This window comes from Effusibacillus lacus, assembly GCF_002335525.1.
GTDB lineage: Bacteria > Bacillota > Bacilli > Tumebacillales > Effusibacillaceae > Effusibacillus > Effusibacillus lacus.
This window is the reverse complement of sequence record NZ_BDUF01000084.1, coordinates 29,206-55,727: the sequence shown is the minus strand read 5'-3', so window position 1 is coordinate 55,727 and position 26,522 is coordinate 29,206. Positions and strand designations below refer to the sequence as shown.

Here is a 26,522-nt window from a genome sequence, read left to right as displayed (position 1 = left end):
GCTCTTGTCCGCCTTGGTCGTCACCACAATCCGCGGAAGGCCGAAGTGACCCAGCCATTCAAACATGGAGATGTCCTCGCTTGTTGGCGGATGGCGCAAATCGATCAACTGCAGCACCACCTTCAAAGAATCCCGTTTGGAAAGGTACTGTTCGATAAACTTGGCCCACTGGTCCTTGACCGATTTGGGGACCCTGGCAAATCCATACCCGGGCAAATCCACAAAATAAAAGGATTTGTTAATGTGATAAAAATTCAAGGTTTGTGTTTTCCCTGGTTTTGCGGACGTTCTTGCGAGGTTTTTCCGATTGATCAGACGGTTGATCAGGGATGACTTTCCTACGTTGGAACGACCAGCCAAAGCAATCTCCGGTTGGCCTCCCTCCGGATACTGCTTCGGCCCGACCGCCGATATGACAAATTCGGACGAATGGATAATCATGCTTACACCAACGCCTGTTCCAGAACCTGGTCCATATGTTCAACCAGTACAATCTTCAATTCCTTGCGCACGCTTTCCGGAATGTCTTCCAAATCTTTCTCATTGTCCTTTGGCAGCAGCACCTTCTTGATTCCGGCCCGGTGAGCGGACAAAGTTTTCTCTTTCACGCCGCCAATCGGCAGCACCCGCCCGCGAAGGGTAATTTCACCGGTCATGGCTACTTCACGGGATACTTTTCTGCCGGTCAGAGCTGACACCAGAGCGGTTGCCATAGCGATTCCAGCCGAGGGTCCGTCCTTCGGAATGGCACCTTCCGGCACATGAATGTGGATATCATTTTTCTCCGTGAAATCCGCCGGAATCTCCAACTGTTCGGCCCGTGAACGAATATATGTGAAAGCTGCTTGAGCGCTTTCTTTCATCACATCACCCAATTGCCCGGTGAGAGTCAGCTTGCCCTTCCCGGGAGCTACGGACACTTCAATCGACAGTGTGTCTCCGCCTGTTTCCGTCCAGGCAAGTCCTGTCACCACACCCACCTGATCCTCTGTTTCCGCCAGACCAAACCGGTATTTGGCCGGTCCGAGGAAGGAAGCCAGATTGCGTTGGGAAATCGTTACCCGTTTTTTCTCTCCCGCAACAATTTGTTTTGCCGCTTTCCGGCAGAGGGAACCCAACGTCCGCTCCAAATTGCGGACACCCGCTTCTCGTGTGTACTCACGAATCAATTTCAGAATGGTCTCGTCCGAGATGCTCAACTTGTCCTTGGTAAGCCCGTGTGCCTCAAGCTGTTTGGGCAACAGGTGATTTCTGGCAATGTGAAGTTTCTCAAGTTCGGTGTACCCCGGAATGTAGATCATTTCCATCCGGTCCAAAAGCGGCCTCGGGATGTTATGAGCCACATTGGCCGTACAAATGAACATCACCTTCGACAGATCAAACGGAATTTCAATGTAATGGTCACTAAAGGTGTTGTTCTGTTCGGGATCCAACACTTCCAGCATGGCAGAGGAAGGGTCTCCCCGGAAGTCGCTTGACATCTTATCAATTTCGTCCAGCAGGAAAACCGGATTGAGGGTCCCCGCATTCTTCATGCCCTGGATGATACGGCCAGGCAATGCCCCGATATAGGTGCGTCGATGCCCCCGGATTTCCGCTTCATCCCGTACTCCGCCAAGGGATACGCGGACAAACTTCCGGTTTAGAGAGTTGGCTACTGACCTGGCAAGCGAAGTTTTCCCGACTCCGGGCGGCCCCACCAGACAAAGAATCGGACCGCGAAGTTTTTTCACCAGTTTCTGCACAGCCAAGTATTCGAGAATTCGCTCTTTTACTTTCTCAAGACCGTAATGCTCATCGTTCAGGATCTTCTCTGCCTTGTTTACGTCGATTTCGTCGACTGTTTCCTCCGTCCAGGGCAGAGCCATCAACCAGTCAATATAAGTCCGGATTACAGAGCCTTCCGCCGATGTGGCAGGCATCTTCTCCAGGCGGTCAATTTCCTTCTCAATCTTTTCCTTGACCGCTTCCGGCAGCGTTAACTTCTCCAATTTCTCACGAAGTTCGTCAGCTTCTGCCTGACGGCCTTCTTTTTCGCCAAGTTCCTTCTGAATCGCCTTCATTTGTTCCCGCAGATAGTACTCTTTCTGCGTTTTCTCCATCTGCTTGCGCACGCGTTGATGGATCTTGCGTTCCAACTCCATCACTTCGCGTTCGTCAGAAAGAATCCGCAGCAGCGTCTCCAGTCGGGTCTTTACATCGACCGCTTCAAGGATCGCCTGTTTGTCCTTGATCTTCAGCGTCAGGTGGGATGCAATGGCATCTGCCAGCCTGCCCGCTTCCTCGATGTCGGTGACGGCCGCCACCGTTTCCGGGTTTGCTTTCTTGGAGATTTTTACATACTGCTCGAATTGCTGGATGACAGCCCGCATCAGAGCCTGGACTTCCGGATCGGCTTCTTCATGCTCATCAATCTCAAAGATATCAACTTCGTAATGATCATCCGTTTCCGTGTATTCCAGCACTTTTGCCCGAGACAATCCCTCTACCAACACCCGGATAGTCCCGTTTGGCAGCTTGAGCATCTGCTTTACCTTCGCAACTGTTCCCATCGGAAAAATGTCATCCGGTGAAGGATCGTCGATATCGGTTTCCGTTTGGGAAGCAAGAACAATCAGGTTATCTTTGACCATGGCCTTCTCCAACGCCCGAACGGATTTCTCCCGGCCAACGTCAAGATGAAGAACCATGGTGGGATATACCAACAGACCGCGCAGCGGCAAAAGAGGCAGGTTTCGTCTGGTTGTGGAACTTGTACTCATTGGGGTTTCACCTCCACTGGTCCGTGCTAACAGGATTCGATATGGATTCCATTTTACCCTAATCGTGTCATTCAATGCAATGAACGAAACACGAAAAAAGCAGGGAGAATCCTCCCTGCAAGGCACCGGTCAGCACCCTGTATTCAGAGTCTTTCCACTCCTCTGTTCTTAAGATAAAGGATTGATATTCTGAACGGAAGGCGAAGCCGTCAAGATACCCGGAGACGGGGCGACGAGGGGAACCCGTTCCATGCTCTCCTGGCGGGTCAGCGCCATTTCAATCACCTGTTCGATCCGATCTACCGGAATGACCTGAACATCAGGGTAACTGCGGAAGATTTCCTGCCAGTTGTCTCGGGGGATCAATACTTTGGCCGCACCCGCTTCCCTTGCAGCTTCCACCTTCGCCACAACTCCGCCAACCGGTTTCACATAGCCGCGAATGGAAACTTCCCCTGTCATGGCGACGGAATTTTCCACCGGAATGCCCTTAATGGCCGAATAGATGGCCGTAGCCATGGTAACTCCCGCAGAGGGACCGTCTATCGGCATTCCTCCCGGGAAATTGACATGGATGTCGTAGTCAAACGGGTTTATATCCATGGTTCTTTGCAAGGCGGTCATGACGTTTTCAATTGAACCGCGGGCCATACTTTTCCGTTTCATGACACGGCTTCCGCCGCCCATTTCTTCTTCGTCCACAACTCCCGTAATCGTTAGTCGTCCGCCTCCCGAATCCTTGGCAGGCTGGGCGGTTACCTCAACCTCCAGCAGCATCCCCATATTGGGCCCATAGACGGCAAGCCCGTTGACAAATCCCACTTGCGGCTGGGCAGGGATCTTTTTTTCCGGTCGGGGAGAGATCTGCGACGAATTGATGACCCACTCCACATCTTCCGCCCTGATCACGTTTCTGCGTTCCGACAAGGCCAATCCTGCCGATATTTGTACCACATTGACCGCTTCCCGGCCGTTGGAGGCATACCGCTTGATGACTTCCACAGCGCTGTCTTCAATGGGGAACTGTATCTTCTTGGCCGCATTGTAAACAATGCTTCCAATCTCTTCGGGTGTCAACGAACGGAAAAAGATCTCAACACAGCGGGATCTGATAGCTGGAGGAATCTCGTTGGGTGTGCGAGTGGTCGCACCAACCAGGCGAAAATCGGCCGGCAGCCCGTTTTGGAAAATATCGTGGATATGGGTCGGGATATTGCTGTCTTCGGAACTGTAATAGGCGCTTTCCAGCATCACCTTGCGGTCTTCCAATACCTTCAGGAGCTTGTTCATCTGGATCGGATGCAATTCTCCGATTTCGTCAATAAACAGCATCCCACCATGCGCCTTGGTGACTGCTCCGGCTTTCGGCTGCGGAATTCCCGCCATCCCCATGGCACCGGCGCCCTGATAAATCGGATCGTGAACCGAACCAATCAGCGGATCGGCGATCCCCCGTTCGTCAAACCGGGCGGTTGTGGCATCCAGTTCCACAAACTTGGCTTCACTCGAAAAGGGTGACAGGGGATTTTTCTTGGCTTCTTCCAGAACCACCCGGGCGGCTGCCGTTTTCCCCACACCCGGCGGACCATAGATAATCACATGCTGCGGGTTGGGTCCACAGATGGCTGCCCGAAGAGTCCGAAGACCTTCCTGCTGCCCCACAATATCCTCAAGGGAAGCTGGCCGGGTTTTTTCCGCCAGCGGTTCCGTCAAAGACACTGCTCTGAGTTTCCGCAGTTTTTCAAGTTCCTTCTTCGATTCCCGTTCCACCGCGGATCGATTGCTCTGTTGGGACTTGAGCAAATTCCAGAAATAGAGCCCGATTACCACCGCAAAAAACAGTTGGATCAGACTAACAATGGTCATTACGTTCAACGACATGTCCCCTCCTTTGCGGCAAAGATTCTGGAATCTAGTATGCCCACTGCAGGTAAATATAAACAGGCAACAACAAAGGCAGGAGTCGCCTCCTGCCTCTCGATTTCTAATTATGCGGTTTCTTCTTTTTTCTTTTTCTTGCTGCGGTTTTCAGCTGTGACCAGGACGGGCGGTTCTTTCTGGGCAACCGTTTCCCGGGTGACCACAACCTTGGTCACATCCTGGCGGGAAGGCACATCATACATCACATCCAGCATGATGCTTTCGATGATCGCACGCAAACCGCGGGCACCCGTATTCCGCTTGATCGCTTCCTTAGCGATTTCAACCAGGGCCTCTTCCGTAAACTCCAGCTGCACTTCGTCCATTTCCATCAGCTTCTGGTACTGTTTGACGAGGGCGTTTTTCGGTTCGGTAAGAATTTGAATCAACGCCTGTTCGTCCAACGCCTCCAGTGTGGTAATCACCGGCAGACGACCAACGAATTCGGGAATCAACCCAAATTTGAGGAGGTCTTCCGGCAACACTTTGTGCAGATACGCACCAGGTTTATGTTCATTCGCCACTTGTTCTTCCTGCGAGCCAAATCCGATCACTTTCTTCCCCAGGCGGCGTTTGATGATCTGTTCCATGCCGTCAAACGCACCGCCACAGATAAACAGGATATTGCTTGTGTCGATTTGGATGAACTCTTGGTGCGGATGTTTCCGTCCACCTTGTGGAGGGACGCTGGCAACGGTGCCCTCCAGAATCTTGAGAAGCGCTTGCTGAACACCTTCCCCCGATACATCGCGTGTAATCGACGGATTCTCCGATTTTCGGGCGATTTTATCAATTTCATCGATGTAGATAATGCCCTTTTCCGCTTTCTCCACATCGTAATCAGCTGCCTGAATCAGCTTGAGCAGTATATTTTCCACATCTTCGCCGACATACCCGGCTTCCGTCAAGGAAGTCGCGTCTGCAATGGCAAACGGAACGTTCAGGATACGGGCCAGTGTTTGCGCCAACAAGGTCTTCCCGCTGCCTGTAGGTCCAATCAGCAAAATGTTGCTCTTGGACAATTCGACTTCGTCCGCATTCTTCTGATTGGTATTGATTCGCTTGTAGTGGTTGTATACGGCGACAGACAGGGACTTCTTCGCTGTTTCCTGGCCAATCACGTATTGGTCGAGAATGTCTTTGATCGCATGCGGTTTCGGAACGTCTTTCAGTTCGAACTCCTGTTCTTCACCCAATTCTTCCTCGACGATCTCGTTGCACAATTCGATACACTCGTCGCAAATATATACACCGGGACCCGCCACCAGCTTACGCACCTGGTCTTGGGTTTTTCCGCAGAAGGAACACTTGAGCTGACCTTTCTCGTCATTAAATTTGAACAATCTTTTCACCCCTTATTTCAAATCTGTCCGGGAAATGACCTTATCAATCAGGCCATATTCCCTGGCCTGTTCTGCAGTCATGAAGAAGTCGCGGTCTGTATCGCGCTCAATCTTTTCAATGGGCTGCCCGGTCCTTTCGGAATAAATCCGGTTGATCTTTTGTTTGGTTCGCAAAATCCAATCGGCATGAATTTTGATATCCGCTGCTTGACCGCGTACACCGCCAAGAGGTTGGTGAATCATTATCTCACTGTTAGGGAGAGCATATCGCTTCCCCTTCGCACCAGCCATCAGGAGGAAAGAGCCCATGGAAGCCGCCATTCCAATGCAAATTGTGGAGACATCCGGTTTGATGAACTGCATTGTGTCATAGATTGCCATTCCCGCAGTGATGGAACCGCCGGGACTGTTTATGTACAGATTGATGTCTTTCTCCGAATCTTCAGCTGTCAGGAACAATAACTGGGCTACAACCAGATTTGCCACCATATCGTCAATCGGAGTGCCAATGAACACAATCCGATCCTTCAGCAAACGGGAATAGATGTCATAAGCCCTCTCGCCACGGCTGGTTTGTTCAACGACCATTGGTACGAGGTTCATTCTACCGCCCCCTGTCACGGTGATGTTGGAAAAACAAGGCACTTTATGTAAAGTGCCTTGTTTGATCTGTTGTTTCTTTATGATACACGATATTAAGATACTTTGCTATTCTCCACCAGGAACGAAATGGTTTTCCGCGTTACAATGTCGCTCTTCAGAGCTAGCAATTGAGGATCGCGGGATTCGAGAATCTCCTTGACCTGGTTGAAATCCATGCGCGCTTGATCCGCAATCTTCGCGATCTCTTCGGACAAGTCGTCTTCGGTAGCTTCAATCTGCTCCACTTTGCTGATCTCTTCCAGAACCAGACGGGTGCGAACCCGGTTCTCTGCATTGCCTTTCATTTCGGAACGAAGTTTGTCCTCGGACGAACCGGTGAACTGCAGGTATGCATCATAGGGAATTCCCTGCATTTGCAGACGCTGCTTAAAATCTTCCAGCATGGAGTCCACTTCATTGTCAATCATGACAGCCGGCAGATCAATGGTTGCGTTGGTAACGGCTTTCTCGAGCACCTTGTCCTCGAGGTAGCTCTTTTTCTCGTTCTCCGCTCTCTCTTTGAGTTTCTTCTCAAGATCGGATTTCAATTCATCCAGCGTATCAAATTCCGAAATATCCTTTGCAAACTCATCGTCCAGAGCCGGAAGCTGTTTGCGCTTGATCTCGTGCAGATGGATCTTGAACACAGCCGGTTGACCCGCCAGTTTCTCAACATGGTAGTTCTCCGGGAAGGTAACTTCGATATCCTTGTCTTCCCCTTTTGCCAAACCGATGAGTTGGTCTTCAAATCCGGGGATGAAGGTGCCGGAACCGACCTCCAGCTGGTATTTCTCAGCTTCGCCGCCTTCAAACGCCTCACCGTTGACAAAGCCTTTGAAATCAATGATTACAATATCGCCATTTTCTACTGTGCCTTCCTCAAGCACAATAATTTCAGCATGGGACTTTTGCAGATTTTCAAGTTCTTTCTGAACGTCTTCCGCCGTAACGGCAAACTCCTTCTTCTCGACTTCGACGCCTTTGTATTCGCCGAGTTTCACTTCCGGCTTGACAGTAACGGTTGCCTTGAAGATAAGCGGTTTGCCCTGCTCAAGCTGCACAATGTCAATGTCAGGACGTGCAACGGGTTCGATATTCGCTTCCGAAACTGCCTGGCTGTAAGCCTGCGGCAGCAAAATGTCGAGGGCATCTTCGTAGAGCACAGCAACTCCGAAGCGTTGTTCAAATATCTTACGGGGGACCTTTCCTTTACGGAAGCCCGGAACGTTTACACGTTTAACGACTTTCTTGAAGGCCTGGTCGATTGCTTGGTCAACCTTGGCACTGTCAACTTCCACTTCCAATACTCCTACGTTATTTTCCTTCTTCTCCCATTTCGCGGACATCTGCCTGTTTCCTCCTTAAAAACCCCAACACCAGTATGTATGGCGTGTAATTTCTCACGATGAACCACCTCATTATAGCATAACTTAATAAGGTTTCAAATACTCGAAAAACGCCAAAATGCTGGGAATGTAACGCTTAAAACACAGGGGCGGTCTGATGACCGCCCCTGTATTGAGAGATGGCGTGCCTAGCAGGATTCGAACCTGCGACACTTCGCTTAGAAGGCGAATGCTCTATCCAGCTGAGCTATAGGCACACTGAGTCCGGGATTCACCCGGAACAGAGATAAGTATATGAAAAACCGCCCCTCATCGTCAAGTGGAATTGACAGGGATTCGAGATAGTCGGTACTATTGGAATCCATGTTCAAAGCCAAAACCGGGCAATGCTTCCCCGGTAACGGAATACAGCTGAATCTTGACTTTTTTGCCGGCATCTCCAGCATGCAGTTCCATAATTCCATATGAAGGCTGCGCCACCACACCCCTTGAGTAGGACAAGCTCCCCGGATTGAGCAGCACAATCCCCTGTTCCTCGGCAATGACAGGAACGTGGGAATGTCCGAAAATCACCAATTCGGCGTTGAGTTCTTTTGCCCGGCAGGTTATGGGAAGCAGCGTCCGCTTAACCTTATAAAGATGGCCGTGAGTCATGAATACCTTCAGTCCCGACAACTCAAAAACCTGCTCATTGGAAGCAGAGCCGTCCGGGTCACAATTGCCGCAAACTGTCCTGAACCGAACATCCTGGCGGGAAAGCACGTCCTGTGCATGATCCCCGGCATGAAGCAGCAAATCAATCCCCTTATGCCTTCTCAGAACGTTGTCGATGCGATCTGTCCGGCCATGGCTGTCGCTCATGACACATATTTTCATGACGGATCCCTCACTGATAACAGTTCCAACAAGGACCGAATCGCTTTCGCCCGGTGACTGATCCGATTTTTCTCGTCCAAATCCAGTTCGCCAAACGTTTTCCGAAGATCCGGCACACAAAAGATCGGGTCATAGCCGAATCCCCCCTCACCTCTGGCTTCGGTGAGGATCACACCTTCACATTCCCCACGCGCCAACAGAGTAGGAGATCCAGGATTAGAGAACGCCAACGCGCATACAAACCGGGCTGTACGCTTATCCGGCGCAACACCAGCAAGTTCCTGCAGGAGTTTGTGGTTGTTGTCCGCATCAGATGCGTGCTCCCCCGCATATCGGGCGGAATAGACCCCCGGACGTCCCCCAAGGGCGTCGACTTCCAGTCCGGAATCATCTGCCAGAACCGGCACCTGCAACAGTTGGGCAATTGTTTCTGCTTTTTTCCGGGCATTGGCTTCAAACGTCAAACCGTCTTCGACAACCGGCGGCGTATTATCAGGCAGTCCACTGACAGTCCAACCCAGTTCCGACAATGCCTTGTCGAACTCTCTGACCTTGCCTTGATTGCGCGTGGCCAGAATCACCTGCATACTTCTCCCTCCCGGTAGAATAACTGGGCACGAGATCACTCAACGGGAGCGATACGGCCTGCAACTTCCCCAAGCGCTTCTTTCTGTTTCCTGATCAGGTCATGAATTCCTTCTTTGGCAAGGGACAGCATACTCTGCAGTTCATCCGGCGAGAAGGGCGTATCTTCCCCGGTCCCTTGAATTTCCACGAATTGGCCTTGGCCTGTCATGACCACATTCATGTCCACCTTCGCGGACGAATCTTCTATATAATTAAGGTCCAGCACAGGGGTTCCTTCCACAACGCCGACACTGACAGCGGCAAGATAATCGGTCAACGGAATTTTCTCGAGAGAGCCTTTTTGCGCCAATAAGTTCATGGCGTCTGCCATTGCTACAAACGCTCCCGTAATGGAAGCCGTACGGGTTCCTCCATCCGCCTGAATCACGTCGCAATCCAACCAGATGGTGCGTTCTCCAAGTCCGCGCAGGTCTACAACGGAACGCAGCGCGCGTCCAATCAGACGTTGGATTTCCATGGTTCGCCCGCTGACTTTTCCCTTGGTGGCTTCCCGCTGGTTCCGGCTTGGGGTTGCCCTGGGAAGCATGGAATACTCCGCTGTAATCCAGCCTTGACCACTGCCCCTGAGAAAGGGAGGTACCTTCTCCTCGACCGTCGCGGTGCAAATCACTTTCGTGTCCCCAACAGTAATCAGAACAGAACCTTCCGCATGCTTGATGAAATTGCGCTCAATTACTACATCTCGTATTTGATTCGGTTTTCTTTCGTCTCGTCTCAAAGCGGCACCTCCATACCTGCCACCCCTATTTCAACTTAGCGGTATTGCCAATCTATACTATCATATCCGTTGGAAAAAAATCCATGACTAACAAAAGCCGACAGACGATCTTTGTTCTGTCGGCTTACATCTTGGATTATTCAAAGTTGTTTCTGGTTGATGATTTGCGGGCGAACCACCGGTTTACTGAGGTCAAGACCCGGTGTTGTAACAGGAGGTTTCCCATTGACGGCAATCTTCACTTTCTGTTCTGTTGTATTGTCCAGTACGGACAGAACGATGGAATGGATCAGCTTGATCTGTTCCGTTGCGGACCCCTCTCCCATCAGGTTCTCAAAGTCGAGGTTGACCGTATCCCCGGATTTTGTGACATTCACCAACTTGGTTGCCGGCGACAGAGTCGCTTTCAATCCGGAAGTGAACGGACCGGCAACCAGTTGTTCGATCGTTGCCTTTATCTTATCCTCTTGCGTTTTTCCGATTAACCGGGTCACCGGTACCAGATAGCTGAAACTGCCATCCTTGTTGCTGCCCTGAAAGTAGAGCGTCAATCTCGTAGTTTCTGCAGGATTGATGTTTGGGGCCACCTGCAGATTGATGCCGTTCGCTCTGGTCAAAGGCTGTCCTATGGGGATCTTGCTGACCGGCATATAGGGAATGATGTTCCCATTAACCTTGAACTGTACCTGTTTTATTGTGGGAAACTCGGTCAGAGTCCAAACGACCGCATCAACCAGTTGCCGTTCCGCCGTGTCTACCCGCATTTCGGTGATTTCCTTACTGAAGTTCACCGTGGCGGTATTGTCTTTAATGTCTACCGACATCTTGGTGCCGGCCGGAATCACAGGGTGCAATCCCGTATCTTTGAGCAGTTCCTTGGAATTTTCCGGAGTCATGAAATTAAGTGCTTGGGTGGCTGGGGCTTCTGCTTTCGGAATATGTACCCGCAAAGGCACTACAAATCCCTTGTCGTCCTTGTAATAAAGGGTCGCTGCCATGGTCTCCGTCTTTTTGTCCATGGCCTGATTGGCACCTGACGGAGGCGGATCAATCGGGCTTGAAGTCTTGCTCAACAAGCCGCATCCGGCCGTTCCCGCCAAACTTACGATCAACATTCCGGCCAAGATTTTCTTCTGATGGCGCATCCTACGTCCTCCTCAACCTCATTTTCTATTCTATGTATACTGGGAGGTGGACGAAGTATGCTTGTTTTGTGGGACAAATTATGTTTACAATGCCAGGTGCTCTACGGCAACCGGTTGCCTTAGCCAGCGGTTGGCCACAGATGCAAACTGCCTAGCATCCCCCGTTGTGAAAAACCGGTGGCATGGCTCAAGGTTATCGTTATTCATCAGATCGCGGTCTGCCAGGATAAGCGACGCTTCCCTGGCTGTTTCTTCTGCGGATGATATCAGTTGCACTTTCGATCCGGCCACTTTCTGAATGACAGGTTCCAGAATCGGGTAGTGGGTGCACCCCAGGATTAACGTATCGATCATCTCCCGCTTCAAGGGGGCAAGGTATTCTTCCACCACCTGTTCCGCATATGCAGAAGCAGGATCCCCTTCTTCCACGATTTTCACAAACGGTGGGCAGGCTTGGCTTACCACCTGCAAACGCGGATTGATCCGATGGATTTCTCGGGCGTAAGCACCTGTTCGGACTGTAACTTCCGTACCAATCACTCCGATTCTTCCGGTACGGGTGGCCATAATGGCGGCACGGCTGCCAGGAGTAATGACTCCCAGCACGGGGACAGGATAATGGGCTTTGGCCTCTGCCAAACTGGCGGCTGTTGCCGTGTTGCAGGCAATTATAATCATCTTCACGTCAAGACCCATCAAAAAGTCCATGATCTCAAACGAATACTCTCTGACTTCTTCCGGGGGCCTGCTGCCATATGGACATCTAGCATTGTCTCCTACATAGATCAAGTTTTCCTGCGGCAATTGACGCCACATTTCCTGAACGACCGTAAGTCCTCCGACACCTGAATCAAAAAGTCCAATCGGTTTCGAATTGGCCACCGTGACTCTCCTCTCCTGCATTCAATGAGAACATTATAGCACGGGACCCCGTTTTCTACCGAAAAAAAGTGAAGACCCTACTTTACGCAAGTAGGGCACACCAGGCAAAGGATTTAGATTTGTATTTCCCCAAGCCGTACCAATTCCACAACAGCCTGGGACCGTCCTTTGACGTTCAGCTTTTTCATCACATTGCTTATGTGATTGCGGACAGTCTTTTCGCTAATGAAAAGAACTTCAGCAATCTCCTTGGTGGTTTTGTCCTGGACAAGCAGCTCAAATACTTCGCGTTCCCGACTTGTTAGAAGAGATTTGCCACGAACGTCCTTCCCCGCAGTCACTTTTCTCGATCCCTCCTTGCTGGGTCATGATTGACAAGGTCAAGGGATACAGTCAGATTATCTTATGACCGGGTAAAGACAATGGTGCCGTCAGGCAATCAACAATTTCAATTCCATGACGCCCATTTCTCTTAGCGACAATGGTACTGCCACAGCGCTGGTGCTTGCGGTTGTGACATTTTGTCCGAATACCAGTTTGGGCGGGGATATGTCTACAACAAGCCCCTCTTGGGATAACAGGGAGCAAGCGTTCCCGCTTATCATATTCCCCAGTTCGGAAATTGCGCTTTGGCTGATGGCGTCCAATTCATTCAATTGAAAACCACCCATCATGGCAGAAGCGATCTTTAAGGCGGTATCGGGGACAAAACCAAAGGCCACACTGGCTTGAACGGCTCCATGCAGGTCAATCAAAATCCACAAATAGGAAGCATGCAGCTCCGGATGGCTTGCCACCACGGTGCCCGGTTCCGCTTGTACACGTGTCATCTGCTCGAGAATGCTTGCAGCCGATTGCATGAAAGGACTGATGATCCTTGCCGCCATAAAGCCAACTCCCTTGTGTACCGAATAACAATTTAAAAGGTAAACCAGATTATACCATTATTCTTCACGTTTTCGACACACTTCGCCGAAAATTAAGACTAAAGTCCCAGATCCGACAAATAATGGATTTCCCCAACACCTTGTATGTAAAAAGGTTGTCCCATAATTTATTGGGACAACCCTTCAGACACTTTTCCTTTTGTTACTTCCGCAGCCAGCTGGTAATGGCATAGCGGTTGACTTGAGCATTCATCGCTGCAATGGAAGTGGTCAGCGGAATGTTCTTCGGACATACTTGCACACAATTTTGCGAGTTGCCGCACTCATGAATGCCGCCTTCCGCCATCAGCGCTTCGATCCGCTCGTGGGAATGCATGGAACCGGTCGGATGCGTATTGAACAGACGAACCTGGGAGATGGCAAAGGGACCGATGAAACTGGTTTTTTCATTCACATTCGGACATGCTTCCACGCAAGCACCACAGGTAAAACACTTGGACAATTCATATGCCCACTGGCGATCCCGTTCCGCCATGCGAGGACCCGGCCCCAAGTCATAGGTGCCGTCGATCGGAACCCACGCCTTAACCCGTTTCAATGCTTCAAACATGCGGGAACGGTCGACAACCAGGTCACGAATAACCGGGAACGTGCGCGCCGGCTGCAAACGAATCGGTTGCTCCAGCTTATCAATCAGCGCGGTACATGCTTGGCGCGGCTTTCCGTTGATCACCATCATGCAAGCTCCGCAGATTTCTTCGAGGCAATTGGACTCCCATGTTACCGGTGCTACCTGTTCCCCTTTGGCATTGACCGGATTGCGTTGAATCTCCATTAGGGCGGCAATCACATTCATGCCAGGACGGTGAGGTACCTTGAACTCTTCCGTGTAAGGTTTGCCGTTGTGTGTGTCTTGTCGTTCAATGATCAGGTGGACCATTTTGTTGTCGCTCATTGTTTGGTCGCCTCCTTATCCACACTGTAGTTACGCAGACGAGGCTTGATCAGGGATGTGTCCACATCTTCGTATTCAAAAGCGGGACCATTTGACGTCCACTTGGCTTTCGTGGTCTTCAACCACTCTTCGTCGTTGCGGTCCGGAAACTCCGGTTTGTAGTGTGCTCCACGGGACTCGTTGCGGTTCAGTGCACCGATGGTAATCACACGCGCAAGCTCCAGCATATTCCACAATTGGCGGGTAAACGGTGCCATCATGTTCTCCCAGCGGGATTTGTCGGACATGCCAATCCGCTTCCACCGTTCCATCAGCTCAAGGATTTTGTCATCCGTTTTCTTCAATCGGTCATTGTAACGAACAACCGTCACGTTGTCGGTCATCCACTGGCCAAGTTCACGATGCAGTTGGTAAGGGTTTTCGTTGCCATCCATCTTGAGGATGTCCTCATACTGCTGCTCGCGCTTCTTGCGTTCCGCTTCAAAGTGATGCTGCGCCACATCGCCGGAAGCCTTCTTCAGTCCTTTGATGTATTGGACTGCCTTCGGACCGGCTACCATGCCGCCATAAATGGAGGACAACAGGGAGTTGGCTCCCAAACGGTTTGCGCCGTGCTGCGAGTAATCGCATTCCCCTGCGGCAAACAGCCCTTTGATATTGGTGTGCTGGTCATAGTCTACCCACAAGCCGCCCATTGAATAGTGAACAGCCGGGAAGATGCGCATCGGAACCTTGCGCGGGTCGTCACCGACAAACTTCTCATAGATTTCAAGAATACCGCCCAGCTTAACATTGAGCGTTTCCTTCGGTATATGGGAAACATCCAGGTAAACCATGTTCTCGCCGTTTATGCCCAGACCCAAATCCACGCAAACGTGGAAAATCTCGCGGGTAGCGATGTCACGGGGAACCAGGTTTCCGTAAGCGGGATATTTCTCTTCAAGGAAATACCAGGGTTTGCCGTCTTTGTAAGTCCAGACCCGTCCGCCTTCACCGCGGGCAGATTCGGACATCAGACGCAGCTTGTCATCCCCGGGGATGGCAGTCGGGTGAATCTGGATAAACTCCCCGTTTGCGTAATAAGCACCCTGTTGATACACGGCGGAAGCCGCAGTACCCGTGTTGATGATGGAGTTGGTTGTACGGCCAAAAATCAGGCCGGGTCCGCCGGTTGCCAGAATCACCGCGTCCCCCACAAAGCTGTGAATCTCCATGGAACGCAGGTCTTGGGCCACAATTCCACGGCAGGTTCCTTCATCGTCCTGAACAATGGACAGGAACTCCCAACCTTCATATTTCTGAACCAGTCCCGCCGCTTCAAAACGGCGAACCTGTTCGTCAAGCGCGTAAAGCAACTGCTGACCGGTTGTAGCACCTGCAAATGCGGTCCGGTGGTGCTTCGTTCCCCCAAAGCGGCGGAAATCCAGCAGACCTTCCGGTGTCCGGTTAAACATGACCCCCATGCGGTCCAACAGGTGGATAATTCCCGGCGCCGCCTCACACATGCCCAGAACAGGCGGCTGGTTGGCAAGAAAATCCCCGCCGTAAATCGTATCGTCAAAGTGTTCCCAGGGAGAATCGCCCTCCCCTTTGGTGTTGACCGCTCCGTTAATACCGCCCTGCGCACAAACAGAGTGGGAACGCTTAACAGGCACAAGTGAAAACAAATCCACAGGAACGCCGGCTTCCGCAGACTTGATGGTGGCCATCAATCCGGCGAGTCCCCCTCCTACTACAATGATGCGTTGATTCATACTTCTGTTCCCCTCCCTTTACGCTCCCGGATACTTAAACGCCCATAAGGCGCTTACGCCCAGGAATGAGATAGCCAGCCAGATGCCTCCCATGGCATAGGCCGATACACGCTGGGAGCGAGGGCCCACCGTCACACCCCAGTGAATCAGGAAACTCCAGAGACCGTTTACAAAATGGAAGGAAGCCGCAACAACTCCAAGTATCATAAACCAGAATGTAAACGGACTCCCGACCAGTTGCGCCACCATGTCAAAGCTTGGCGAATTGCCGCTGAAACGGGTTGTCCACAAATGATAAACCACAAAAATAAAGGTGATGACACCGGTAATTCGCTGCCAAACAAACATCTGGTTGCGGAACCAGGAGAATCGGCCGGCGTTGTAGCCCGAAGTAAACGCAATGTACATGCCATAAACTCCGTGGTATAAAAGCGGAAGGAAAATGAATAAAACCTCGATTACCGGCAAAAACGGCAGGCCTGCAATCCCTTCTACCGCCTGGTTAAAATGTTCCGCCCCTCTTGTTGACTTGGCATTCGTGAACAGGTGAAAAACCAAGAAAAGACCGACAGGCGCAACTCCTGTCAAAGAGTGTAGACGTCGAAACCAAAAATCCTTTTGCTGTTGATTCACTGAGTCTGGTCCTCCCTTCCAATGTCGCCTTTTCGGCTTTCGTCTTTGTGCATGAGTGTTCTTTCACATTCGGGCACAAAGACTTCTCTTTTTGTGTTGCCCCCTTCATTTGTTCAAAAGACTGTCCCCCCAGGTCGAAAAAGAAGAGTAACCGCTTTCGTCAGATCCAATTCTCTCCTCTGATTGCCCAGGAAAGAATAAAAATGTGGTTTGCTGTTTCCACCACATTTTATTCTGAACAGCCGTTCATTCTATGTGAAATTCTCCCACTAATCCGCGAATGTGTCAAGAATGTTACAATGATATTTTTTGCGATATCAGACACTTTGAGACATGAATTCGACACTTTTCGCATATAATCCGGGCTCTGCTGCAAATGCGGCATCTTGGCAGTCGATTGTTTCATCCTCCGCACAAGGAATCAACAAAGGCGGTTCGTGCAAGAGTTTCTCCAGCATTCCCCCGGTTAAAAAAGCTTGCAGTACGCTCTTTTCCAGGCCTGTCACCACATAACCGCCCACTGCTTCCTTAGCGGAAGCCATTCCGGTTTCACGGACAATCCTGCCTCCCGACCGGGTTATAAAGAGACGGAACTGATGTTCCGCATGGGCAAACGTATCAACAATCGCCTTAAACCGGACAAAAAATGGCCGGACCGCTTCCTGATTCACATCCGGATAAACAGGAGTTTCCCAGTTAGGGGACCGGAGGACTTGGCCCGGCTGGCGGAGCAATGCGGTCAAATCCTCCAGAACGGCACTGGCCGTCGGGTATTCACCCGCCCCTTTGCCGATAAACGTCAGGTCTCCCACCACGTCTCCCGAAATGGTAACCGCATTGAAAACATCATTCACCCGCGCCAGGGGATGAGACATGGGAAGCAGGACCGGCCCCACCGACACATCAATGCCCGCTTCTGTCCTGCGGGAACGTCCGATCAATTTGATCACATACCCGAACTCCCTTGCCCACTTCAAATCCAGCGGCTGAATGGAAGTAATTCCCTCCCTTGGAATCTCATACGGGGACACTTGGACATCATAAGCCAAATTGGTCAGAATGGCCAGTTTGTAGGCCGCGTCAAATCCCTCCACGTCGCTTGTGGGATCCGCCTCCGCATAGCCAAGTTCTTGCGCCTTTGCCAACACCTCTGCAAAAGACTGTCCGGTTTGTTCCATTTGAGTCAGGATGTAATTGGTGGTCCCGTTAAGAATTCCTGAGACTTCATGAACGCGATTGGCAGTCAGATACCCCTGCAGGAACCGGATCACCGGAATTCCGCCGGCTACACTGGCTTCAAACAACAGCTGGACACCCGATTCCTCAGCCGCCCGCAGCAGTTCGGGGCCATGTTTGGCCAACAGCTCTTTGTTTGCCGTAATCACATGTTTGCCTGCACGAAGCGCACTCAGGATTATGGTGCGGGCCGGTTCAATTCCGCCCATGACTTCTATAACTACAGGAATGTCGGTGGAGCTCAGAATAACTCCCGGATCCGTCGTAATCTGTTCGGGTTTCACTTTGACATTCCGCTCTTTGGACGGGTTGCGGACAAGAATATAGGGAATCTCAATCTCACAACCGGTTCGCTGCCGGATGGATTCCCCATTTTGCGCCAGGGCCTTGATGAATCCTGAACCGACGGTTCCCAATCCAAGCAGGCCGGCACGTACTCTTCTGTTTTCTCCGTTCACCGGAACACTCATCTTGACCCTCCACTCTCCAGAAACTCTCCAACCCATTCGTTCATGATTTCAAACTCGATCAGGAACGCATCATGCCCGTGGATGCTCTGCATCTCCCGGTATATCACTTGCTTTCCCATTGCCTTCAGCAATTCGGCGGTATCGAACAATTCCCTGGCCGGGAACAGGAAATCGGAATCAATTCCCACCATCAGAGCCTTGCCTTTGATCCGATCCAGAACCTGTTTGTAGTCACCGCGTCCGCGGGAAATGTCGTGCAAATCCATCGCCTTGAGCAGATACAAATAGGTATTGGCGTCAAACCGCTGAACCAGTTTTTTTCCTTGGTAGCTCAGATATTTCTCCACCTGAAATTCCGACTCCATGGCAAAGGGGTCATCGGTAGGAACCATGGACAGTCCAAATCGCTCTTCGTACAGATCAAAACTGCGGTAAGTGATCATGCCAAGCCTGCGCGCCAGGTTCAGCCCTTTTTCCGGAAACGTGATTCCATAGTAGTCGCCATTCAGCCATTCGGGGTCGTTGTAGATTGCCTGCCGCATTACATTGTTGAAAGCTATGCCCATCGACGAAAATTTGCCGGCTGTGGCAAGGGGGATATAGGTTTCCACCATGTCGGGATAGGTGACCGCCCATTCAAAAACCTGCATGCCGCCCATCGAACCCCCGATAACCGAATACAGGCGGTCGATTCCGAAGCTCCTGACCAAATGGTACTGGGCGTGCACCATGTCACGAATCGTCACGGTTGGAAATCTCATCCCGTAGAACCTGCCGTCTGCCGGATTGATCGATCCGGGTCCCGTTGAACCGTAACACCCTCCCAGTACGTTGGCGCAAATAACAAAGTACCGATTGGTGTCAATCGCCTTGCCAGGTCCGATCAGCCCCTCCCACCAGCCGGGGTTTTCTGCCGTACCGCCGGCATGGGTGTCTCCGGTCAATGCATGGCAAACCAGAATCGCATTGTCCCTGGAAGCGCTCAACCTGCCAAAGGTCTCGTAAGCAAGCACCGCACCTGACAGCAACTGTCCGCTTTGCAGGATCATATTCGGCAGCTTGTATTCCCTTCTAAGCACATCTTCGACTCGAATAGCCATGCAATCACCTCCGAAATCGCCCGTTATTCAAGGCGGACGCCTTTTAAGCAACGGCACTGTATGCCGCTATTCTGCCAGACCGTCTCGGTTAACGGCACTGAGTGCCGTTATTTCTAGAATCTTTCTTTGAATTCAAAAACCCCGCTCAGATGAGCGGGGTCACATAAGTTCTGTTCGCCGCCTCTCATCTTTCAGAATCGGATCGATTCTGCAGGAATTGGCACCAAGAATCCAATTGCGCGATGCGCAATCATCGGAATCCGGTTGCCGGGCTTCATCGGGCCAGTCCCTCCGCCTCTCTGGATAAGAGTTCAAACCGAATATTCACTTAAATTATTGAGATGAGTGTATCACGGGGGATAAAGAAGAGTCAAGAAAGAAATGCCAAAATCCCTTATAAAATAAAGCCTTTTAAGCTGTTCGGAATACTCGGATTCTCCTAAACAAAAGACCAACACCCTGAATCGAAAAGGGTTGTTGGTCGATAGCACCAAAGTTCTTGTTTACTTCGCCACGGTGGCAGCTTCCACCGCATCCAGGCCGAAGGCCGTGTGGAGCGCGCGCACTGCGTCGTGTACGTCGGCGGCATCAATCACGCAGGAAACTTTGATCTCAGACGTGCTGACCATCTTGATGTACATGCCGTTTTCGGACAGCACCTGGAACATTTGGGCCGCAACACCCGGGTTGCTGATCATTCCGGCGCCGACGATCGATACTTTCGCCAGATCTTCTTCACATACGATCTCTTTCGCGCCCAGAGTGGACTGCAGGCTGGTAAGAACCTCAAGCGTGCGAGTCAGGTCGTCTTTCGTAACAGTGAAAGAGATGTCGCTGCGGTCGTTATGAACAACACTTTGTACGATGATGTCAACGTTGATGCTTTCTTTCGCCAGCGTGTTGAACACAAGTTGCAGGTTGTCTTTCCGGTTTGGCACACCTATCAAAGCCACCTTGGCCACATTCAGATCATGTGCAATGCCGCTTACCACAATTCCTTTTTCCATAGTTGCCACCTCTTTCACCAGTGTTCCCGGAGTCGGTTTAAAGCTGGAACGGACCATCAGGGGTACTTTGTACTGCTTTGCATATTCAACGGCTCGTGGGTGCAGCACGGCGGCACCCAAATTCGCCAGTTCAAGCATTTCGTCATAAGAGATTTCCTGAAGCTTGCGTGCATGTTTTACAACCCGGGGGTCGGTGGAATAAACACCTTCCACGTCTGTATAGATCTCGCACAGATCCGCTTTCAACGCAGCAGCCAGTGCTACAGCAGTCGTATCGGAACCGCCACGGCCCAATGTGGTGATGTCCCCGCCATCGCTTATGCCTTGGAAACCGGCCACCACAACCACTTTGCCCTCCTTCAGTTCCGAGAAGATTCGTGTTGGGTCCATATCGGTGATTCTTGCCTTGCTGTGAACAGCTTCCGTGCGGATACCCGCTTGCCAACCGGTCAGGGAGACGCTATCTTTCCCAATATCCTGCAGCGCCATAGCCAGCAGGGCAATCGACACTTGTTCACCGGTAGTCAGCAGCATATCCATCTCTCTTGCCGACCTTTTGGGTGACACCTTCACCGCCAGATCAATCAGGTCATCCGTGGTGTCCCCCATTGCGGACACAACCACGACCACCGAATGGCCCTGATCCACGGTATCCGCCACACGACGGGCCACCCGCTTGATGTGTTCAGGGCTTGCCACCGAACTGCCGCCAAACTTCTGAACGATTAACGCCACATTCTCCACTCCCTTGCCTTTATAAAACTTATTTACAGTTCCTTACTCAATGGGTTCCCTGATCAGAGGTAAAATAAGGGATTATTAAGTTCTTATTTTTATGATTCCATGGTCTTATTCCATAATAAGGGATTCTAAAGATCTTATTTTAAATTCACCAAACCAAGTCATCAGCACAACCACGAATTAAGTACGCGAAAGTCTCTTATTTCAAACCCTCACTTTGGGACCTTGCAGACCTTGCCCGTTAGGTGAAAGGCCATACACCAAAAATGCACAGTCAACACAAAAGCGGCAATAGAAGGCTGAACAGGTCACCCGTCTACTGCCGCCCGAATATGCAAAGTCAGCGTAGCAGTGCCTCCTCTCCATGCAAACGGTCTTCGGATAAAAGCTCCCATCCGCTTCCCAGGCCGGGAGCCGAAGATTCGAACAAACCGTTCACTTCCCTTGAATCATCTCAGCGAGATAGTTCTCCACAGAAAGCCAGGGACGCTTCCTGTGACAGTCCTGCACCTGTTCGATGCAGGCCCAGCCAGACACTCCCGGGTGAATGTCCGCTTCGGCGAAGATCCCTTTTCCGTTGCGTCGTGGAGTTCCCGACTCTCGGCAGCGGTACTCATGATCGTTCGCGCCTCTACCTCACCCCGTTAGAGATGAGGCAAACTATAAAATTTTAAAACATTATAACACCGTCAGCCGGCAAGGTCTAGGGGTTTATCACAAACTTGTTTATCACAAACTTTCTCACTTTAGAGCCCTGAGTATCAGAAAGTCCAAAACAATCAGGATCGGTGCGAGCCATGCCGCATAACGAAAGACGGATATACTTCTCCCCCTTTTGATTAACTGCTCCAGTAAAACATCGATCAGAAAGAAGAGCAAGGCTGCAGTACCCGACAGAAACGCTGCAAACGGGGCAACCAGGAAGCAAAAATCAGACCAAACATGCCCCCGAGCAAGACATGATAGATCCCTGAAATTGGATATCTCAAGAGTGCGGGCAGCTTTCCAAAATACATTTCACCGCCCATGGAAATCGAGATTCCATAAACAAAGATTATCGGAAACGCATATAGGGAGAGAAAGAAAACACCTGCCGCATAATCATACGATTGTTCCAAAAATGAATAGTATTCACGCGGAAGAGGATCGAATTCAGTTGCCACGAGCATCGCAAAGACCGATGCGGACAAAGAAGCGGCAATAAACTTCCGTTTTACCTCGTTTGGACCGACCATATGTTCCACCCCTAACGACGAACCGGGTAGAGGTAAATACGACACCCATACAAATGATTCCTGCAAACAAAAAGACCACCCGCTGTGCTAGTATCTGTCGGCAACAGAGAGTGGTTCTTCTCAGTACAAGTTTACGCATGCTGCAGGTATGCCAGAATCTCCTTCGCCAGCTTATCCCCGATCCCAATCTTACGAAACTCTTCCACCGGAGCCGATTTGATCGCATCAATCGACCCGAAATGTTTCAGCAGCTGTTTGCGGCGTTTCTCGCCCACACCAGGGATGTCGTCCAACACCGAGCGGATCGCCTGTTTGCCGTGGGTCTGCCGATGGAACGCGATGGCAAACCTGTGAACCTCATCCTGGATTCGCGTCAGCAGGTAGAAGGCTTGCGAAGAGCGGTCAATGGGAATCGGTTCCGGATCATCCCCGAAAAAAAGCTGGCTGGTGCGATGACGGTCATCTTTGGCCAAACCGCAGACCGGGATGTCCAAGTCCAATTCGTTCTGCAGCACATCCAGGGCTGCGTTGATCTGCCCTTTGCCGCCGTCAATCACGATCAGGTCGGGCAGCGGCTGTTTCTCCTTCAATGCCCGGACAAACCGCCGGCGGATCACTTCCCTCATGGAGCCGTAATCATCAGGCCCCTGCACCGTCTTGATCTTGTATTTCCGGTATTCTTTCTTGGCCGGTTGGCCGTTGATAAACACCACCATGGCGGCCACCGCATCGGCCCCCTGGATGTTCGAGTTGTCAAAGGACTCGATCCGGACAGGTGTCGGGATGGCCAGAATCTCACCCAACTGCTGAACCGCACGGATGGTCCGGTCCATATCCCGTTCCATCATTTTGAATTTCTCTTCAATGGAGATCCTGGCGTTCTCACAGGCCATATCCACCAGTTGTTTCTTGATTCCCCGCATGGGAACCCGAACCTTCACCGACAACCACTCTTCAATCAAGTCGGTGTCAAGTCCCGCAGGCAAAAGTATTTCCCGGGGAAGGTCGTTGTTGTCAAAGTAGAACTGGGTGACGTAAGAAAGGAAATCCTCCCGCTCCTCCCCATGGTGCTGGAACACGGCCACATCCCGCTCGATCAGCTTGCCGGAGCGCACATAGAAAACCTGCACGCACATCATGCCCCTGTCAGCATAGTAACCAAATACGTCCCGGTTCACCGTATCGCCCAGATCGATCTTCTGCTTCTCCATAACCTTGTCAATGTGGTTGATCAGATCCCGCAGTTCCTTCGCCCGTTCAAAGTTCAGGGCCTCCGCCTCTTTGTGCATCTTCTCGACCAACTGCTGCTTGATTTCATCGTGACCCCCGCCCAGGAACTTGGCAATTTCCTTCACCATCCGGTCGTAGGTGTCCTGTTCGACAGGGAACTCGCACGGTGCCACACATTGGTTGATGTGATAGTAAAGGCACACTTGCGGCTTCAGTGTCCTGCATTTGCGCAAAGGATACAGACGGTCCAGCAGTTTCTTGGTTTCATTGGCCGCTCCTGCATTCGGGTAAGGACCGAAATATTTGCCCCCGTCTTTCTTGACCCGGCGCACAATCTCCAGTTTCGGATGTTCCTCGTTGGTAATCTTGATGTACGGGTACGTCTTGTCGTCCCGAAGCATGATGTTGTAATGAGGAGAGTATTTCTTGATCAGGTTGTTCTCAAGGATCAGCGCTTCAATCGCCGTGTCGGTGACGATATATTCAAAGTCTGCAATGTTGGAAACAAGCAGTTGTGTCTTGCCGTCATGCGAACCGGTAAAGTATGAGCGAACACGATTTTTAAGCACCTTCGCCTTGCCGACGTAGATCACTTCCCCACGGCTGTCTTTCATCAGGTACACGCCGGGTTTGGCTGGCAGCAGGGCCAATTTTTCCTTGATTTGATCCCGTTTGGTCATAGGTATCACCGACATTATCGTATCACAGGCGTCAAGCGCCCGGTTCAGCTTTTGGGCGAGCCGGTTTCCGGCATGCCGCCCCGTTTCTCAATATATTCAAACAGGAAGGACTCTCCATCCCGGTAGAACCTGGGATCAAAAATTCCCAGCTTCTGCTCGTTGTCCACCACAACCACAAAGGGTGCCCACCGGTAGAGCGTCTTGGCCTTCGGATTTTCCGCAAACAACAGATTCAGATCCGCACTCTCCCGGGAGGTCAACTGATGGACCAACCGGGGTTCGCTCCAGACGGTTGCGGCAAGGATTTCCACTTTGTCCCCTTTTTTCCCGATCAACTGGAAGTTCCATGGAACGAAGCTGGCGGCCAGAGTCTGTTCATCATAGCGCCCTTGCACCGACTTATAGATCATGTATCCCTGCACCGATTGGATAAGAAAATGGGCCGCAATCAGAATGCCAACCGTCTTGTATACAAGGTGGGGCTTGAATTTGCGAAGCCTTGCCAAAACAAATCCCGCAAGAATAATGGTCCATACCGTTAAATCGACAATCGGCACGGTCCCAAAAGTAATCCGCACATCGGAGAAGGGCTCCAGATACCCCGTTCCCCATGCATTAAACAGGTCGCTTGTAACGTGTATGAACACGGCCAGAAGTCCGACCCAGAATATCCTCCGGTCCCTGGTCCGAAACAGCAGGAAACAAAGTCCCGCGATCAGCAGCGCCCAAACCGGCACCAGAAACACCGAGTGGGTAAGTCCCCGGTGCCACATTTGATACATCCCTTCCGTATCCCAGTACCTGGAGATCACATCGATGTCGGGGATTTGACTGCCGACAAGGGAGGTTGCGAACATCGCCTTTTTCAGCCGCGCATCCATTTCTTCCTTGTTAAGAGCGCCGTATATGGTCAGGCCGAACCATGTATGTGTGATGGTGTCCATCGCGATCTCCTCTCAGGTCCATTCACAAGTTCTTAACTTATTATAGCGGAAAAAATGGTATGATTTTATGCATGATTCGATTTGCACGGAGGTTTATATGAATACAGAACGACAATCCCGCTTGGCAGAAGTGGCAAAAGTGTTTCTCAAACTGGGGACCATTGGCTTTGGTGGTCCGGCCGCCCATGTGGCCATGATGGAAGAAGAGATCGTAAGACGGAGAAAGTGGCTGGAGAAAGACAAATTCCTCGACCTGCTGGGAGCCGCCAACCTGATCCCAGGCCCCAACTCCACAGAATTGGCGATTCATCTGGGATATCAGCGGGCTGGTTGGCCGGGGCTGTTTGTGGCGGGGGCTTGTTTCATCCTGCCCGCCATGCTCATTGTACTGGCGTTTGCTGTCATTTACAGGATGTTCGGCGAATTGCCGGAGGTTTCCTGGGTGTTGTACGGGATCAAACCGGTGATTATCGCCATAGTACTGCAAGCATTGTGGTCCCTGGGCAAGTCCGCCTTGAAAAATAAACAGACTGTCGCAGCTGCAGCCCTGGCAACAGTGCTATTGCTTGAGAACTGGAACGAGATTCTGCTGCTGGTGCTGGCGGGACTGTTCGTGATGATCATCAACAACCGCTCCCGGTTAGGATCCAACACGGCAGGACTTATGCTGCCGCTTGCCCCGGTTAAGGCATCACCGTTCGGTTTCCCTGCGGGATGGCTTCTGGCCGACGGGGTCCAACAGGCTGTCGCGGGCAGCATGTCCCTCGCCAAACTGTTTCTGGTGTTTCTAAAAATCGGCTCGGTGCTCTACGGAAGCGGATACGTGCTGCTGGCCTTCCTGCAATCCGATTTTGTGGAGCGCAACAAGGCGCTGACCTCCCAGCAGTTGATCGATGCGGTGGCTATCGGACAGTTCACACCGGGTCCCTTGTTCACAACAGCCACCTTTATCGGATATCTGATTCAGGGAACCCCCGGAGCGATTCTCGCCACCATCGGGATCTTCCTGCCGGCTTTTGTATTTGTTGCCTTGACATCGCCGTGGATTCCCAAGCTTCGCCGTTCCCCGTGGCTGAGCGCATTCCTCGACGGTGTCAATGCCGCATCCCTGGCCTTGATGGCGGTGGTCGCCTGGCAGTTGGGGCAAGCGGCCGTTGTCGACTGGACTACAGCCCTGCTCGCTTTGGCCAGCCTGTTTCTGGTGATCCGGTTCAAGGTCAACTCCGCCCTATTGGTAATAGGTGGGGGGATAATAGGGTTTGTGACGCAGGTATGGTTTGCGTAGATGATACAGCCAGATGCAGAATCCCAGCCAGAACCCGCCTGCCAAATACCCGGCCAGGATGTCGCTCGCATAATGAACCCCAA

Annotated in this window: 23 protein-coding genes, 1 tRNA gene and 2 riboswitches; of the genes, 1 reads left to right on the top strand and 23 read right to left on the bottom strand. The window is 51.4% G+C overall.

Annotated elements, in window-relative coordinates; all coding sequences use genetic code 11:
- From yihA to EFBL_RS14620, 23 genes are all read right to left on the bottom strand, one after another.
- On the bottom strand, nt 1–441 hold a 441-nt coding region (gene yihA / locus EFBL_RS14730), incomplete at its 3' end, for a ribosome biogenesis GTP-binding protein YihA/YsxC (protein WP_231705819.1).
- 2 nt (nt 442–443) lie between these two features.
- Nucleotides 444–2,762 carry an endopeptidase La gene (lon, locus tag EFBL_RS14725; protein WP_096182850.1) on the bottom strand — a complete coding sequence of 773 codons (2,319 nt, stop codon included), beginning with the start codon at nt 2,760–2,762 and terminating at the stop codon, nt 444–446.
- A gap of 168 nt (nt 2,763–2,930) precedes the next feature.
- Nucleotides 2,931–4,637, bottom strand: a complete 1,707-nt coding sequence (gene lonB, locus EFBL_RS14720; RefSeq protein WP_207907617.1) for an ATP-dependent protease LonB — start codon at nt 4,635–4,637, stop codon at nt 2,931–2,933.
- A 113-nt stretch (nt 4,638–4,750) separates the two neighbouring features.
- Nucleotides 4,751–6,025 (bottom strand): ATP-dependent protease ATP-binding subunit ClpX, encoded by a 1,275-nt coding sequence (gene clpX, locus EFBL_RS14715; RefSeq protein WP_096182848.1) that lies wholly within the window; start codon nt 6,023–6,025, stop codon nt 4,751–4,753.
- 12 nt (nt 6,026–6,037) lie between these two features.
- Entirely contained in the window at nt 6,038–6,628 is a 591-nt protein-coding gene (clpP, locus tag EFBL_RS14710; RefSeq protein ID WP_096182847.1) for an ATP-dependent Clp endopeptidase proteolytic subunit ClpP, read from the bottom strand.
- A 92-nt stretch (nt 6,629–6,720) separates the two neighbouring features.
- Nucleotides 6,721–8,013 (bottom strand): trigger factor, encoded by a 1,293-nt coding sequence (gene tig / locus EFBL_RS14705; protein ID WP_096182846.1) that lies wholly within the window; start codon nt 8,011–8,013, stop codon nt 6,721–6,723.
- Between the two features lie 180 nt (nt 8,014–8,193).
- Nucleotides 8,194–8,270, bottom strand: a tRNA-Arg gene (locus EFBL_RS14700).
- Nucleotides 8,271–8,364: 94 nt separating this feature from the next.
- Nucleotides 8,365–8,889: a YfcE family phosphodiesterase gene (locus EFBL_RS14695; RefSeq protein ID WP_096182845.1), complete on the bottom strand. Its 525-nt coding sequence runs from the start codon at nt 8,887–8,889 to the stop codon at nt 8,365–8,367.
- Nucleotides 8,886–9,476 (bottom strand): XTP/dITP diphosphatase, encoded by a 591-nt coding sequence (locus EFBL_RS14690; RefSeq protein WP_096182844.1) that lies wholly within the window; start codon nt 9,474–9,476, stop codon nt 8,886–8,888. The genes EFBL_RS14695 and EFBL_RS14690 overlap by 4 nt, the downstream gene beginning before the upstream one ends.
- A 35-nt stretch (nt 9,477–9,511) precedes the next feature.
- The gene (rph, locus tag EFBL_RS14685) at nt 9,512–10,255 is read right to left on the bottom strand and encodes a ribonuclease PH (protein WP_096182843.1); all 744 of its coding nucleotides are present in this window, start codon (nt 10,253–10,255) and stop codon (nt 9,512–9,514) included.
- 140 nt (nt 10,256–10,395) lie between these two features.
- Nucleotides 10,396–11,400, bottom strand: a complete 1,005-nt coding sequence (locus EFBL_RS14680) for a GerMN domain-containing protein (protein ID WP_096182842.1) — start codon at nt 11,398–11,400, stop codon at nt 10,396–10,398.
- An 84-nt stretch (nt 11,401–11,484) separates the two neighbouring features.
- The gene (racE, locus tag EFBL_RS14675) at nt 11,485–12,282 is read right to left on the bottom strand and encodes a glutamate racemase (RefSeq protein ID WP_096182841.1); all 798 of its coding nucleotides are present in this window, start codon (nt 12,280–12,282) and stop codon (nt 11,485–11,487) included.
- 113 nt (nt 12,283–12,395) lie between these two features.
- A complete protein-coding gene (locus EFBL_RS14670; protein ID WP_096182840.1) occupies nt 12,396–12,623 on the bottom strand; it encodes a helix-turn-helix domain-containing protein in 228 nt (75 codons plus the stop codon).
- 90 nt (nt 12,624–12,713) lie between these two features.
- Complete coding sequence (locus tag EFBL_RS14665; protein ID WP_096182839.1) at nt 12,714–13,169, bottom strand: chemotaxis protein CheX; 456 nt, start codon at nt 13,167–13,169, stop codon at nt 12,714–12,716.
- A 202-nt stretch (nt 13,170–13,371) separates the two neighbouring features.
- Nucleotides 13,372–14,124, bottom strand: a complete 753-nt coding sequence (sdhB, locus tag EFBL_RS14660; RefSeq protein ID WP_096182838.1) for a succinate dehydrogenase iron-sulfur subunit — start codon at nt 14,122–14,124, stop codon at nt 13,372–13,374.
- A complete protein-coding gene (sdhA, locus tag EFBL_RS14655; RefSeq protein WP_096182837.1) occupies nt 14,121–15,878 on the bottom strand; it encodes a succinate dehydrogenase flavoprotein subunit in 1,758 nt (585 codons plus the stop codon). The genes sdhB and sdhA overlap by 4 nt, the downstream gene beginning before the upstream one ends.
- An 18-nt stretch (nt 15,879–15,896) precedes the next feature.
- Nucleotides 15,897–16,511 (bottom strand): succinate dehydrogenase cytochrome b558 subunit, encoded by a 615-nt coding sequence (locus EFBL_RS14650; protein WP_096182836.1) that lies wholly within the window; start codon nt 16,509–16,511, stop codon nt 15,897–15,899.
- A gap of 317 nt (nt 16,512–16,828) precedes the next feature.
- A complete protein-coding gene (locus EFBL_RS14645) occupies nt 16,829–18,217 on the bottom strand; it encodes a homoserine dehydrogenase (protein ID WP_165912722.1) in 1,389 nt (462 codons plus the stop codon).
- Nucleotides 18,214–19,317, bottom strand: coding sequence for a homoserine O-acetyltransferase MetX (gene metX, locus EFBL_RS14640; protein WP_096182834.1), 1,104 nt, complete (start codon nt 19,315–19,317; stop codon nt 18,214–18,216). Before metX ends, EFBL_RS14645 begins: the two co-directional genes overlap by 4 nt.
- A 181-nt stretch (nt 19,318–19,498) precedes the next feature.
- Nucleotides 19,499–19,627: riboswitch (SAM riboswitch) on the bottom strand.
- Between the two features lie 193 nt (nt 19,628–19,820).
- Complete coding sequence (locus tag EFBL_RS14635; protein ID WP_096182833.1) at nt 19,821–21,059, bottom strand: aspartate kinase; 1,239 nt, start codon at nt 21,057–21,059, stop codon at nt 19,821–19,823.
- Nucleotides 21,060–21,520: 461 nt separating this feature from the next.
- A riboswitch (Lysine riboswitch) is annotated at nt 21,521–21,707 on the bottom strand.
- Between the two features lie 221 nt (nt 21,708–21,928).
- Nucleotides 21,929–22,300, bottom strand: coding sequence for a hypothetical protein (locus EFBL_RS14630; protein ID WP_096182832.1), 372 nt, complete (start codon nt 22,298–22,300; stop codon nt 21,929–21,931).
- Between the two features lie 131 nt (nt 22,301–22,431).
- A complete protein-coding gene (gene uvrC, locus EFBL_RS14625; protein ID WP_096182831.1) occupies nt 22,432–24,210 on the bottom strand; it encodes an excinuclease ABC subunit UvrC in 1,779 nt (592 codons plus the stop codon).
- A gap of 44 nt (nt 24,211–24,254) precedes the next feature.
- On the bottom strand, nt 24,255–25,154 hold the full coding sequence (locus EFBL_RS14620; protein ID WP_096182830.1) for a metal-dependent hydrolase: 900 nt from the start codon (nt 25,152–25,154) through the stop codon (nt 24,255–24,257).
- A gap of 97 nt (nt 25,155–25,251) precedes the next feature.
- On the opposite strand from EFBL_RS14620, the gene chrA reads away from it, so the two are divergent.
- The gene (chrA, locus tag EFBL_RS14615) at nt 25,252–26,439 is read left to right on the top strand and encodes a chromate efflux transporter (protein WP_207907616.1); all 1,188 of its coding nucleotides are present in this window, start codon (nt 25,252–25,254) and stop codon (nt 26,437–26,439) included.
- The last annotated feature ends 83 nt before the right edge of the window (nt 26,440–26,522 follow it).

Bases quoted from the DNA above. Each gene is read 5' to 3' on its own strand.
- lon (WP_096182850.1), bottom strand. From the start codon at position 2,762: ATGAGTACAAGTTCCACAACCAGACGAAACCTGCCTCTTTTGCCGCTG.
- clpP (WP_096182847.1), bottom strand. From the start codon at position 6,628: ATGAACCTCGTACCAATGGTCGTTGAACAAACCAGCCGTGGCGAGAGG.
- tig (WP_096182846.1), bottom strand. From the start codon at position 8,013: ATGTCCGCGAAATGGGAGAAGAAGGAAAATAACGTAGGAGTATTGGAA.
- EFBL_RS14695 (WP_096182845.1), bottom strand. From the start codon at position 8,889: ATGAAAATATGTGTCATGAGCGACAGCCATGGCCGGACAGATCGCATC.
- EFBL_RS14690 (WP_096182844.1), bottom strand. From the start codon at position 9,476: ATGCAGGTGATTCTGGCCACGCGCAATCAAGGCAAGGTCAGAGAGTTC.
- EFBL_RS14680 (WP_096182842.1), bottom strand. From the start codon at position 11,400: ATGCGCCATCAGAAGAAAATCTTGGCCGGAATGTTGATCGTAAGTTTG.
- EFBL_RS14665 (WP_096182839.1), bottom strand. From the start codon at position 13,169: ATGGCGGCAAGGATCATCAGTCCTTTCATGCAATCGGCTGCAAGCATT.
- sdhB (WP_096182838.1), bottom strand. From the start codon at position 14,124: ATGAGCGACAACAAAATGGTCCACCTGATCATTGAACGACAAGACACA.
- sdhA (WP_096182837.1), bottom strand. From the start codon at position 15,878: ATGAATCAACGCATCATTGTAGTAGGAGGGGGACTCGCCGGATTGATG.
- EFBL_RS14645 (WP_165912722.1), bottom strand. From the start codon at position 18,217: ATGAGTGTTCCGGTGAACGGAGAAAACAGAAGAGTACGTGCCGGCCTG.
- metX (WP_096182834.1), bottom strand. From the start codon at position 19,317: ATGGCTATTCGAGTCGAAGATGTGCTTAGAAGGGAATACAAGCTGCCG.
- EFBL_RS14630 (WP_096182832.1), bottom strand. From the start codon at position 22,300: ATGGTCGGTCCAAACGAGGTAAAACGGAAGTTTATTGCCGCTTCTTTG.
- uvrC (WP_096182831.1), bottom strand. From the start codon at position 24,210: ATGACCAAACGGGATCAAATCAAGGAAAAATTGGCCCTGCTGCCAGCC.
- EFBL_RS14620 (WP_096182830.1), bottom strand. From the start codon at position 25,154: ATGGACACCATCACACATACATGGTTCGGCCTGACCATATACGGCGCT.
- chrA (WP_207907616.1), top strand. From the start codon at position 25,252: ATGAATACAGAACGACAATCCCGCTTGGCAGAAGTGGCAAAAGTGTTT.